The sequence below is a fragment of the Escherichia sp. 93.0816 genome, assembly GCF_013368855.2.
Lineage (GTDB): Bacteria > Pseudomonadota > Gammaproteobacteria > Enterobacterales > Enterobacteriaceae > Escherichia > Escherichia ruysiae.
On record NZ_JABWNC020000002.1, the window covers coordinates 210,280 to 223,188 of the forward strand.

General features: G+C 43.6%; 12 protein-coding genes. 5 read left to right on the forward strand and 7 right to left on the reverse strand.

What is annotated here, in order from left to right:
- Nucleotides 1–722 precede the first annotated feature (722 nt).
- From HEM79_RS03730 to HEM79_RS03740, 3 genes are all read left to right on the forward strand, one after another.
- Entirely contained in the window at nt 723–1,466 is a 744-nt protein-coding gene (locus HEM79_RS03730) for a YagK/YfjJ domain-containing protein (protein ID WP_059259247.1), read from the forward strand.
- A 307-nt stretch (nt 1,467–1,773) separates the two neighbouring features.
- Nucleotides 1,774–2,010: a hypothetical protein gene (locus HEM79_RS03735; protein ID WP_059259245.1), complete on the forward strand. Its 237-nt coding sequence runs from the start codon at nt 1,774–1,776 to the stop codon at nt 2,008–2,010.
- A gap of 268 nt (nt 2,011–2,278) precedes the next feature.
- Complete coding sequence (locus HEM79_RS03740; protein ID WP_059259244.1) at nt 2,279–2,893, forward strand: hypothetical protein; 615 nt, start codon at nt 2,279–2,281, stop codon at nt 2,891–2,893.
- 460 nt (nt 2,894–3,353) lie between these two features.
- Here HEM79_RS03740 and HEM79_RS03745 read toward each other — a convergent pair whose 3' ends face one another.
- From HEM79_RS03745 to HEM79_RS03765, 5 genes are all read right to left on the reverse strand, one after another.
- Nucleotides 3,354–3,914 carry a recombinase family protein gene (locus HEM79_RS03745; RefSeq protein WP_028132707.1) on the reverse strand — a complete coding sequence of 187 codons (561 nt, stop codon included), beginning with the start codon at nt 3,912–3,914 and terminating at the stop codon, nt 3,354–3,356.
- Nucleotides 3,915–4,185: 271 nt separating this feature from the next.
- Nucleotides 4,186–4,776, reverse strand: a complete 591-nt coding sequence (locus HEM79_RS03750) for a hypothetical protein (RefSeq protein WP_000323889.1) — start codon at nt 4,774–4,776, stop codon at nt 4,186–4,188.
- Between the two features lie 72 nt (nt 4,777–4,848).
- Nucleotides 4,849–5,604: an OB-fold protein gene (locus tag HEM79_RS03755; RefSeq protein ID WP_089558761.1), complete on the reverse strand. Its 756-nt coding sequence runs from the start codon at nt 5,602–5,604 to the stop codon at nt 4,849–4,851.
- A 618-nt stretch (nt 5,605–6,222) separates the two neighbouring features.
- On the reverse strand, nt 6,223–6,891 hold the full coding sequence (locus HEM79_RS03760; RefSeq protein WP_140159818.1) for a hypothetical protein: 669 nt from the start codon (nt 6,889–6,891) through the stop codon (nt 6,223–6,225).
- Between the two features lie 258 nt (nt 6,892–7,149).
- Nucleotides 7,150–8,892, reverse strand: a complete 1,743-nt coding sequence (locus tag HEM79_RS03765) for a recombinase family protein (RefSeq protein WP_172823320.1) — start codon at nt 8,890–8,892, stop codon at nt 7,150–7,152.
- 49 nt (nt 8,893–8,941) lie between these two features.
- Here HEM79_RS03765 and satP point away from each other — a divergent pair, with 49 nt between their 5' ends.
- The gene (gene satP / locus HEM79_RS03770; protein ID WP_000528538.1) at nt 8,942–9,508 is read left to right on the forward strand and encodes an acetate uptake transporter; all 567 of its coding nucleotides are present in this window, start codon (nt 8,942–8,944) and stop codon (nt 9,506–9,508) included.
- 33 nt (nt 9,509–9,541) lie between these two features.
- On the opposite strand, the gene mog is transcribed toward satP, so the two are convergent.
- Nucleotides 9,542–10,129, reverse strand: coding sequence for a molybdopterin adenylyltransferase (gene mog / locus HEM79_RS03775; RefSeq protein WP_001094685.1), 588 nt, complete (start codon nt 10,127–10,129; stop codon nt 9,542–9,544).
- Nucleotides 10,130–10,243: 114 nt separating this feature from the next.
- Nucleotides 10,244–11,197, reverse strand: coding sequence for a transaldolase (gene tal, locus HEM79_RS03780; RefSeq protein WP_000130187.1), 954 nt, complete (start codon nt 11,195–11,197; stop codon nt 10,244–10,246).
- A 279-nt stretch (nt 11,198–11,476) separates the two neighbouring features.
- Here tal and HEM79_RS03785 point away from each other — a divergent pair, with 279 nt between their 5' ends.
- Entirely contained in the window at nt 11,477–12,907 is a 1,431-nt protein-coding gene (locus HEM79_RS03785; protein WP_176241818.1) for an alanine/glycine:cation symporter family protein, read from the forward strand.
- The last annotated feature ends 2 nt before the right edge of the window (nt 12,908–12,909 follow it).

The following is a 12,909-nucleotide window of genomic DNA, read 5'->3' on the forward strand; positions in this document are numbered from 1 at the left end:
ATAATGATTCTCGCTTGAATTAATTCTTATCAAAATCAATGGCAAATATTATTTATAATCAATATGTTACACGCATGCCATTTTGTGTTTTATCTTAACACCACCAGCGTTTTCATCGCCTTCCTCAGAAAAACGTAAGACGATGATCAGCATCTTGAAGACCACAGATTTGTCCTTGACTATTTCTAAGCTCAATCTTCTTCACCACCTGACGTAAACTCAGATCCCAGTTACAGCTTTCAGGCCTGTCACAGCTAACGGATATTCCTTTATCAACTATCTATAGAAACTTGTCCGCATTGCTGATTTTAGTTTGGTTGATTTCATCGTTGACCGTTTGGGTGTCTGTCGGTGGTATCTTTTGACCGCTGAACGCACTAACCATTGTCCAACCTGCAACACCGCTAACTGATACACCAAACCATATTAACGCCATCCAAAAATCAAAAAATTGTGGATGCAAACCCGAAAAGCACCAACGGATAAAAAATCCTTGCATATCGATACACTTGACTATAATATAGATAATGGAATAATTTGAATTGTAAACTTTGTACGAAAAAATACTGATGCCATTATTTGCCTGCGAACCCTTTATTCATGCACCTTTATAGTCATCATGGTAGCAGCATTTGTCGGTGGTCTAATGGTAATAACTATATGTTATATGGATCAGTATTTAACAGATGAGAGTAAATTTATGTAAAGTAAGAGGAGGTATATTGTTAGAATTAGTACATCCGCAGTCAGTGCAATCACAGATCACACAAACCACGCCTTACACAGTCATAACTCACACTCACGGTAGGTATCCAGTCATTGCTGGTGATACGTTTTATCATAATGGTCACGCGTACCAAATCAACACTACGGAGAAATCCGGTGTTCGGTTAGATATCCTCAGGCCGATAGTAGAGGAACTTGATGCCATGTTATCTAGTTACAGTCGAGTCTTCTTGAGTCGCTTCGATTTGCGTCTGCCTGATGGTACTGCCGTAGAAGAAAGCAACAAATGGGTACGACAGCTATTTAAGAAATTGCGCGAGCGTCTCAAGTCAAAAACTAAAAGACCAGAAGGTGTAACAAGCCCAATCAATGAATTCGCTTTCAGTTGGGTGCGTGAGAGACATGAGGTAGAAAAAGACCATTACCATTGCTGGATTGCACTACCACATCGGCAAATAAACCGATTGGGAGGGAGATCATACGGAGTGGGAAGCGCAATCATTGATATCTGGTGTCAACTAACTGGTGGTGAGCATACGCTGGTGCATTTAGCGAAGAAGAAGGCCGAATACCCAAACCATTATGTTATTGAGCGCGGTCAACCTGAAACACTGGAGGGACCGATCTATTGGCTATCGTATCTGGCTAAAGTTCGCGGGAAGTATCAAACAGGAAAATACGATCGAGTGCATTCAACCTCGCAACTTCGTAACAGAATAACTCGCTCGCGAAATAATTAATATAGCAGCCTCTAAGGCCGTAAACAAAAAAACATTCTCCTTGCCTATACCAAAAAAACGCGCTGTAGGCCCTTTGTAGCGCGTTTAACAACGCTTTCTCCCCGCTATCTTAGATTAGTTTTTAAATACAGCACATAATTTTCATCATAATCAGAAAATCCTCAATCTTGTCAACCTTCGAACTCAAGTTATTGTTTACAACTTTCCCAAATCAATTACCTATAAAAAAACAATACTCTACTCTTGAAAACTCACCCAAAACCACAATAATAGTATGGCAATTTGTACATTTTAAAATGGAGTTGTTATGACACATCCGATTGGTAAGCACATTTCAAAAGAGCAAGATCATGAATTGGACTACTGGTTAAAAAAACATAATTTCAAAGAAAGTAAAGATAACAGAAAATCTCTCTGTAGCTTGATTGATACCGCTAAATCTGAGTTAGATATGGATAGCAGCAAACACTTGGAGCATACTGAATTAAACAACTACTACGAAGAGAACAAAGAGCAGTGGGAAGATAAGTTTGAAAAGAAATGACGCCGGTTATTTCTGAAGTTTTATCAAATGCCCCAGCCATCAGAGGGCGTTTGCACTTAGATCTATTAGCTCAGATTTGATCTGACACAGCTATCGCACAGATCTAAACCTAATCTGACAGGCAGCTCCGTGCCAAAAACGGACATTGGGTATCCCTTGATGTCTTAGTTTAGAGATAATCAAAGTAAATATTACTATCCTTGTTGGTAGGTCTCACATAACATCGTGATGTTTTTTTGATAAGTTTTCCTCATGGAGTGAAAGTATAATGTCTAAAAAATTCGAAAACCCTGGTTTCGACTCAACAATCTATGTTTCTCCCCAGCACATTGCAGATACAGCAAAGGCATTTAGCGAGGTTGCAATCAGCCTTGCTAAAGAGCCACTGGACACGCATGACGTTAAGCGGAATGTCATTTTCACCAACGCAACTTTTGCAATTGAGCTTTATTTTAAAGCTTTCTTTGTCAAAAGGGTCTCAGCACCGTTTGATTTCATCGTTAAAAATGGCCAAGTCGAACAAGCTGATTATAAGGAAGAAAATCGTGTTACTATGTGGCACTCACGATTAGAGGTTCCAAAAGAATATCAGAAACACGATTTACACTTTCTTTTTAACGCTCTTAGCGATGAGTTAAAAGAGCGTGTAATGCAAGAGGTTTTGCTAGAAAGCCACTCAATAAAAACGCCAACTGATTTGCAGAAATTCTTTAAAGACATTAATTGCTTCTTTGTTGACAAACGTTATGAGTTTCAATATTTTATTTATGGGGTTCCGAATGATTCTCATGTCATTCATGTACTGATTCCGGTCTTGAAAGCCATTGGTAAAGCTCTAGCTAACCCGCCAGATGTGTCTTTTTCTGAATTCACCGAAGACTAGAAAAGGATATTTTATAGATACTATAAAATGCTTCCGTAAGTTAATAATATCATCTTATTTTAGATGACCACTAAGTAAGATTTAACATTTTTAATTCATAAATTTATAACGGATGTCAGGGGGTATCAGGAAGCGATTAATATACTAAAAAAAACACAAACTATTGCTACACATATTAAGGATCTCGGCATGATAAGGGTTTATTCAGGCAAAACACCCCGAATGGCAGGTGCTTGCTTTGTAGCATGGCTGGATTCCTCCATCCGGTTCCTGATCACGAAGCCGCACTAGCGGCTTTTTATCTGTCTAACAAAACTCCCGTCCGGTATTAGTTTCTCCTGCTATAAAAATGTCTGCTTTTCGCTCATAGCAGACTGTCAGATTTGATAGTGTGCTACCAGTGAAAACCGTCAGATCAAGTCTGAGCTAATACACTTAAGAATCTGCCATATATTTCAATTTACAGAGATTTACTTAATTCCTTCTTGATTCGAAAAAATGTAGCTCGCCCACATCCAACTAACTTATAAATCTCTTCGTTGGTATATGTTCCCTTAGCCAAATATTCAGCGACCTTCTTGCGGATTTCATCATCTTTTTGTCGCCCTTTGAACACTCCCTTCGCCTTTGCAATCTTGATACCCTCTGCCTGTCTTTGACGAATGAAAGAACGCTCCAGTTCACCAACGGCTCCTAACATGGTGGTTATGAACTTGCTGGTGGGGGAATCATCAAAAGTCATGTGATTATCTATAAACTCAACTCTCACGCCCTTTGTAGTCAGTTCATCCAGTATATCCAGAAGGTCACGGGTATTACGTGCCAGACGGTCAACGCTTTTAACTCGAACTGTGTCACCAGAGCGAACTTTACTCATTAACTCTTTTAAAGCTGGCCTGTCTGCATTCTTACCGCTGGCCTTATCAATCAAAATCTCATCAACCAGTGTTTCTAACGCTTCAATCTGGCGTGATTCATTCTGATCTTTGCTGCTTACTCGTACATACCCGAAAGTTCCCATAGCCCCCTCAAAAAGTCTCATATCAATGACATCAATGATACAGTATCAAATAAGTTAAAGCAAAGAAATTTTGATACTCAGTTCCAACATCAACGACACGTATCAATTGCGTCTACTCAAAGGAGACTACAGAATCCCTCACCGATATTTTCAATTTTAGGGCTACTCGATGCTTGCTAGCGTGACCGATATTAGACCGTGCTGCTCATGCGCTATGGTTGATAACATGATGAAGTGTTCAGGAGGAAAGCAGGTAATTCCCCCAAAGTAGTTAATCGAATAAATCGAATAGATCGCTCAAGGGGACTAGCTTGACGTAAATATACCCATCATCATCCTCTTCAATGACAATAGGCATATCTACGCCATTGGATAATACAGCCTTAGCGCGGTAATGCTTATCAGTGATTTCTTTAACATCTTCAACAACAAGACATTTCACATCACTTCCTTCATCTTTCAATATTGAAGTCGTAAGTTCACACGCACCTACTTTAAGCTCTTTGCTGTAAGCCAAAGCACCAACAACAGGAACACAACTCAACGCAATGGCAATGTAAACAAAAAACCATCCCCATCGGTTACTCGACTTAACGCCTGCAAATTGAGCTCTACTGTAAACATACAGTGGCGGGAAAAAGAGAACACTAATAGCAGGATTTACAAACTTGGGAACTGACGCCCTATGAACATTAGCTATCTCCTTTAAGTCAAGTTCTGCACAGATAAGAGCGGTTACAAAGAAAACAATTATAGCAATCTGAGCATCCGTTGTGAGAAAGTAAACTATTGGACAAAGCAATGGAACTACCATATAAAAATAGAAATAAATATTTTTTATTTTCAATTCGTTATATGCCATTAAAGGATACCTGCCATGCTACAAATTAGCTTATAACTGACACCGAAATGTTCTACATCACGATATACGTGTTTATTGTACGAATGTACAGTTACTACCTGATGGTGCACCAATGAACAACTGCATCTTTTCGCAGGTAACAACTATCTTCTGCCCTTTCTTCAGTTTTGAGGCTTTTGGCTTCTCTGAATCTTCCATGCTTAACATTACAGGCAATAAACGGTTGCCACTTTCCAGCCGAACGATTACATCATTTGTAAAATTCTTAGCTATTTCCTGGACTGTACCTGTGATTTCTACTTTACGCCCACCAATTTCATTATCGGCGGCGACTTCATTGGCGTCATATAACTCAGCTAGGGCTTTTGCTGTTGTTCGATAAATATGATTATCAGAAACGGCTTTCTTTGATTCACTATTGGCAGCTTGCGATTGTTCCAGATTCACCATTTCTGCAACCACCGTTTTTATAAAATCTTTTTGCATTGAGATGTAAGTGGCAATCCCACCACAGCTATCAATAGCAATCTTATCTTTTGTAATCAAACTCCCTTTAACTTTGAGTGCAGCCCCTGCGCTGGCTCCATCAACTACTGAATTGTAAACAGAGTAGTAGCTCGGAGTATTCTTCTTCATCCCCTGTGTTGCCTGCTTTATCAATACATCTTCAGGCTCACCTTTCAACGCCCGTTCACAACTTTCAGTAATTAGCGTTTTAACATAATTCGCCACATATTCAGGATATGGCTGTATGCCTGAAGTAGCTCCCCCATCAGCGAAAGACATGAACGGAAAGAACATGAAAGGTAACACCAAGAACTTTCTCAAAATTAGCCTCCATGAATATGTGTAACACATTGATATTAATGTGAAATAACACTATCGATCATTTTGATCGATCAATATTATAAAACCGATCGGTAAAACTGATCAATTAAGTCGTTGAAAATCCTCTAAGAGAAAACGAAGAGAAGTAGCCAATCATTAGGAGATAACGAACAATCAGAGAGGGGGAAAGTTAATGTTTTGTGGTTTGTTGTTGCCGTTTAACGGCAATGCAGGATGTATAACTATTCAGTCGCAACTTGTAAACTCGTGTCCTTGGTAGAAGACAACCATTTGCTGGTGCCTTATGCCATAACTGAGTAGCCCTGTTCCGACAGTGAACAACAGGATGCAACATAGAAATAGCCCAAGGCAAAAACCGTTTTAACGAGATGGCGACCGAAATTCTTGTGAAACTTTTCGCGGATTACGTCCCACTCAGAATTTGGCTGATCGAAACGGAGAACGGTAAGAAGTTCTGTAGATATGAGAACAGCGTTTACTTATTAACTATGTGACCAAAAGCAAACACTGTTCCAGTGTGAAAACTTTCACTATTGATGACTACAAAAAGCAACCAGCCAACGAATAAAGCCGATTGGCTGGATTCTTTAAAGGGTGTTAATCATCAATATCCAATGGTTCATCGTCCAACCATGAATAATCGCGTGACGTAGAGCACTCTGTTATGTCATCCAATAAAACTAGCCCTGCACGCCCTGCTTTCATAAACGTTAACTTACATTGAACGTTAAGCTGATGCCCGTTGTACATCTGTTCTTCTTCGAGCTCATACTCGCCTGAAAGTGTTCCCGTATCAGAAATTGACCATTCTTCAACCGACTTCCAAAGATCACCGCTAGTTACAAGGTCATAATCCATGTCGGGATAATCAGGAAAATAAGCATTACTTTCAGCCATTTCCCCGGATTCTGCTGCATCTTGATATATCGCCTCTTCAAGAATTTCCCGAATATGATCATCATAAAAATCATCCACTGATTCAGATACTTTCACAGACAAGCCGGCCTTTAACTCTGAGATAAAGACACCAAAGTTATCATCAGACACACCGAACTTTTTCGCTCTTTCCATACCCAAGGGCATATTTAGAACGATGTATTCTGCATCCGCAAGGCTATATTTACGAGGTGGATTCTTGTCTTCTTCAAGCATTGCCGCATAGCTGGCATAACCTAAGAGAGCAGCAATGACTTCGCGGGTATGAGAGCGTTTTAAGGATGTATTAATGGAAATGTTGTAGCAAATTGCTTTGATTGCATCATTCATGATAAACCACTCCAACACATCAGATCTTTTGGCAATCATTTAAGGTTTGGCATTGGACATTTTGTTACCTTTAACCATTTGCCAGATCTGACACTATGAATAAGGTTTAAGAAAGAATGACTACTGCCTTTTTTAAGCTGTCCAAAACTTAGGCTGGCGCCTAAGTTCACTATATCACTTAAGAAATAAAATGCAATAGCAACTATTTAGTTAGCGCCGTGATGGGACTCTATAGGGGACGCCGCCCCTACCAAGCATCTACTGCTTACTAACGAAGCATGATGGATTTATTCGAGGAAAACCAATTAACATTTCATCTATTTTTTGTACTAACAATTTACCTGAGTCACGATACTTCTTTATCACTTCTGGTGGAACTCTATCTGAGAAAACCGGAGTTTCAACATACATTGCATATCCGCAAAGCTTATTACCATTATTGTCAGTTTTGATTTGCCCCTCGAAAAGGTAGCGTTGCCTATCATAAATCTCATATCTAAGAGTCAACGTCTTATCTTTCGCTTTACTGATTGTCACACTACTGATCACTGCTCGCACAACTTCACGAATATTCAATCGATTTGGGTGCGTTGTATCCTCAAGCAATTGCGGGGTGAGCATCTCTACAGTATCTACTATTTTTTCAATTTGTTGCTCACGAGAACCTTGTAAAAGCTCACGTTGACTCAATTTGTCCAGTTCCAACAGTAGCCCACGTTTACGCGACTCCAGTTCCTGGAGCTGGGTGACCAAAGACTCCAGATTCCCTCCCATTGTAATTGCTGTTGTCAGATTTCCAATCTGGGATTCGACAAGCTCCAATTCGCTACGTTTCGAATCAATCTGATCTGCAAGCGACTCTCCCGCATTCTGATCTTCTATTACTAACGACATATATCCACTGATAAGTGGGTATAACAAACAACGTTCGACCAACTCGCCTGAAACACTCCAAGCTTTACAGGAAGACATTCTTTTCTTACCCGACTCACACAGGTAGCGAATTTTTCCTTGCTTACTGAATGAAGTCATCGCACCGCCACAGTGACCACAACGTAAAATCCCCATACCAGAAAGCAGTGTTATAACTTTTTTCTTACAACCTTGTGGCATTTTGTTGTTGCAAGCAACATCTTGAAGCCGTGCAAATTCAGCGGGCGTACAGACAGGCGGAAAATAATCCTCCAGATGATAAGTAACATTGTTCAATGTTAAGACTTTTTCCCCCATCAGTGCCCGATTTAATCGCATTTTTTTGATATTCGGTACAGTCCAACGAGCTTCTCTATTTTTATTTCGTGTCTTTTTACCCGGCGGCGGCGGGTAAATGTCGCTATTTTCATTGAGGTAATTTGCTACCCGATAGTTACCCCACCCCGAAAGCAACAATCTCACAGCCTCTTTTGCGGCCTTAAAGTATATTGGATGTGGCTTTACTGCTTCAGTATTTGGCCCTGTTGCATCAATCCAGAAAGGAGTTGAGCCAGCACTTTTTATGTTCGTAGGTAGCCCCGATTTATGTCGCTCAATCAGCTTCAATGTGGTTTCATAAGCACGTTTTTGCTTAGTCAGTGACTCTTCATTTGCTCGGCTGAACAAGAAAAGAGACATAATTAAATCGTTAACGTTGTTACTAATACTCTCCTCTGTATAAATTTTCCCATCCATACCAGTAACGATTGTCAGCCCCAACTTTAACAAGCTAGTGAATAGATTCAGAGCCGTCATGACGTCCTGTCTTGTTAGGCGGTCGAGATTCTCAACATACAGCCATGAATCAGATGAAATAACCCCAGCTTTAACAGCGTTAATAAATCCAGAAAACGCACCTTGTGTAGTATTCTTACCCCGAAACGCAGAGACGCCTGCATCAAGGATCTGGACATACTCCAAACCATGAATTGCAGCGTATTGTTTCGCTTTTTCAGTCTGACGCTCCAGGGATGTATTCCCTGTTTGTTTGTCAGTAGACCAACGTATATAGGAATAAAGTTTTTTCATGGCTAACACTTTGAATAATAGACATTCTGAGAATATCATCTTTTCAAACTTGGGCAACACTAAGTTGGCTAATCCGGCACCGCTGGGCCTGATGGGCTTCGGCATGACCACCATTCTGCTTAACCTGCACAACGTGGGTTATTTCGCCCTGGACGGTATTATTCTTGCTATGGGCATCTTCTACGGCGGCATCGCGCAAATTTTTGCCGGTCTGCTGGAGTACAAAAAAGGCAACACTTTCGGTTTAACCGCATTCACCTCTTACGGTTCTTTCTGGCTGACGCTGGTTGCGATTCTGCTGATGCCGAAACTGGGTCTGACCGATGCGCCAAATGCGCAGTTCCTTGGTGTCTACCTGGGTCTGTGGGGCGTTTTTACGCTGTTTATGTTCTTCGGCACGCTGAAAGGCGCACGCGTTCTGCAATTCGTTTTCTTCAGCCTGACCGTACTGTTTGCCCTGCTGGCTATCGGTAACATTGCCGGTAACGCTGCCATCATCCATTTCGCAGGCTGGATTGGCCTGATTTGCGGTGCCAGCGCAATCTATCTGGCGATGGGTGAAGTGCTGAACGAGCAGTTTGGCCGCACCGTTCTGCCAATTGGTGAATCCCACTAATTGTTTGAGATCCCCCCGCTTGGGGGGATTTTTTTATTCGCTAACTTCGCGTCTTGCACTCTTCGGTCTGAATGCTGCAACCACTTCAGGTGCCGTTTCAACGTATGGCCCTTCCAGCAACTGAATGCAGTACGGTACGCTGGCAAAAATACCGTGCACCACGACATTACCCTCGGCATCCTTCACCCCTTCCAGCGTCTCTTTGATGGACTTCGGCTGACCGGGTAAGTTAAGGATCAGTGCCTGTTTACGAATCACCCCCACCTGGCGCGAAAGGATCGCCGTCGGCACAAAATGCAGGCTAATCTGGCGCATCTGTTCACCAAAGCCCGGCATCTCGCGGTCAGCTACTGCCAGCGTTGCATCAGGCGTCACGTCACGGCGCGCCGGCCCAGTCCCTCCCGTAGTGAGTACCAGATGGCAACTCATTTCATCCACCAGCTCACACAGGGTTTGTTCAATGATCGCCTGCTCATCAGGGATTAAGCGGGTTTCCAGCTCAAATGGCGTTGTCAGTGCTGATGTCAGCCATTCTTCCAGTGCAGGGATGCCTTTATCCTGATAAACGCCGCTGGACGCGCGATCAGAGATGGAAACTAAGCCGATACGTAAAGTATTCATCAAGATTTTTCCGTTTAAACAGTCTCGTTAAACAGAATGATACACTGCGAAGGGAGTGACAGACAGGCTTCAGAAGAGGTAGCGTGACCGACTTCCCGGTCACGCTAAGAATGATTACAGCAGATCGCCGATCATTTTTTCCAGTTTTTCCTGGTCAACAGCAAACTTACGGATACCTTCCGCCAGTTTATCTACTGCCATTGGATCCTGGTTGTGCTGCCACAGGAACTCGGACTCGGTGATGCGCGCCGGACGCGCTTTCACTTCGCCGGTGTAAGACAGTTTACGTTCGATAGCCCCTTCGCTCTCAGCCAGCTCTTTCAGCAGTGCCGGTGCAATGGTCAGACGGTCGCAGCCTGCCAGTTCCAGAATTTCGCCGATGTTACGGAAGCTTGCGCCCATAACCACAGTTTCGTAACCGTGCTCTTTGTAGTACTGGTAGATTTCAGAGACAGAAACCACGCCCGGATCTTCTGCCGGCGCGTACTCTTTCTTATCGGTATTCGCTTTGTACCAATCCAGAATACGACCAACGAATGGAGAGATCAGGAACACACCCGCTTCCGCACAAGCACGCGCCTGAGCGAAGGAGAACAGCAGAGTCAGGTTACAGTTGATACCTTCTTTTTCCAGCTGTTCAGCAGCACGGATACCCTGCCAGGTAGACGCCAGTTTGATCAGAATACGATCGTTGCTAATACCCGCATCGTTGTAAAGTTTGATCAGGCGTTTTGCTTTCGCAATTGACGCTTCAGTGTCATAAGAAAGACGCGCATCAACTTCAGTGGAGATACGGCCAGGAACCAGTTTCAGGATTTCCAGACCAATGTTTACGGCCAGTTTGTCAGTCGCGTCCACGATTTGCTGTGCGCGATCGTTGCTCTGCTGTTTCGCCCATGCGACAGCATCATCAATCAACTTGCGGTATTCCGGAATCTGCGCTGCATTAAGAATGAGAGAAGGGTTGGTTGTGGCATCCTGCGGTTGATACAGCTTCATTGCCGCGATGTCCCCAGTGTCGGCCACTACAGTGGTGTACTGACGAAGGGAGGTCAATTTGTCCGTCATGATAGTATTTCTCTTTAAACAGCTTGTTAGGGGGATGTAACCGGTCTGCCCTGATGATATCACGACGCAACGACAGCGCAACCGCAGACGAGAGGGTTATAGCCAGGCGAGACTGTTTAGGTTTTCTGACACTGCGTTGATATCGCTCGCCATTTTTAAACAAAAACTCGAGTATGCTACCCAGGCGTTATCTACCAATGCACATCGTATATAATTCTTAATCAATTGGTAACGTTTACACAGGAATGTAACCGCGTGCCGGCGACAAGAGGGATACGAATGCCTGATTTTTTCTCTTTTATTAACAATGTTCTATGGGGATCAGTGATGATCTACCTGCTCTTCGGTGCAGGTTGCTGGTTCACTTTTCGCACCGGATTCGTTCAGTTTCGCTATATTCGCCAGTTTGGCAAAAGTCTCAAAAATAGCGTTCATCCCCAACCGGGTGGCTTAACCTCTTTTCAGTCACTGTGCACCAGTCTTGCCGCGCGCGTCGGCAGCGGTAACCTCGCAGGTGTTGCGTTGGCCATTACTGCCGGAGGGCCAGGTGCCATCTTCTGGATGTGGATTGCCGCGTTTATCGGCATGGCGACCTCTTTTGCAGAATGTTCCCTTGCCCAGCTTTATAAAGAACGTGACGCTAATGGGCAGTTTCGCGGTGGTCCAGCATGGTATATGGCGCGTGGATTGGGGATGCGCTGGATGGGCGTGCTATTCGCTATCTTTTTGCTCATTGCCTACGGATTGATTTTCAGCGGTGTTCAGGCAAACGCCGTTGCCCGCGCGATGAATTTTGCGTTTGATGTTCCACCATTAGTAACTGGCATCATTCTCGCCGTCTTTACCCTGTTGGCGATAACCCACGGTATTCATGGTGTAGCCCGACTGATGCAATGGTTTGTCCCCGCGATGGCATTAATCTGGGTACTCGCCAGTCTGGCCATTTGTGCGATGAATATCGAGCAACTTCCTCACGTCATTTGGTCTATTTTTGAAAGCGCCTTTGGCTGGCAGGAAGCGGCAGGCGGCGCGGCGGGCTACACCCTGAGTCAGGCGGTTACAAACGGCTTTCAGCGCAGTATGTTTTCTAATGAGGCGGGAATGGGTTCGACACCAAACGCAGCGGCAGCAGCGGCATCCTGGCCGCCGCATCCAGCTGCGCAAGGCATTGTCCAGATGATCGGCATTTTCATCGACACCCTGGTCATCTGCACGGCGAGCGCCATGCTGATATTACTGGCCGGAAACGGTACAACCTATATGCCGCTGGAGGGTATACAACTTCTCCAGAAAGCGATGCGAGCACTAATGGGTTCCTGGGGAGCAGAGTTTGTCACAATAGTGGTAATTCTGTTTGCCTTCAGCTCCATCGTCGCCAATTACATTTATGCAGAAAATAACCTTTTCTTTTTACGCCTGAACAGCCCCAAAGCGATCTGGTGCCTGCGTATCTGCATCTTTACCACCGTGATTGGTGGCACGCTACTTAGCCTACCCATGATGTGGCAACTGGCTGATATTATTATGGCGTGTATGGCTATCACTAATCTGACCGCTATTTTGCTGCTCTCTCCGGTAGTGCATACCATTGCCAGTGATTATCTTCGCCAGCGCAAACTTGGTGTGCGTCCGGTGTTTGATCCACTGCGCTACCCGGATATCGACCAGCAACTCGCGCCTGATACGTGGGATGATGTTTCGCGGGACTAATC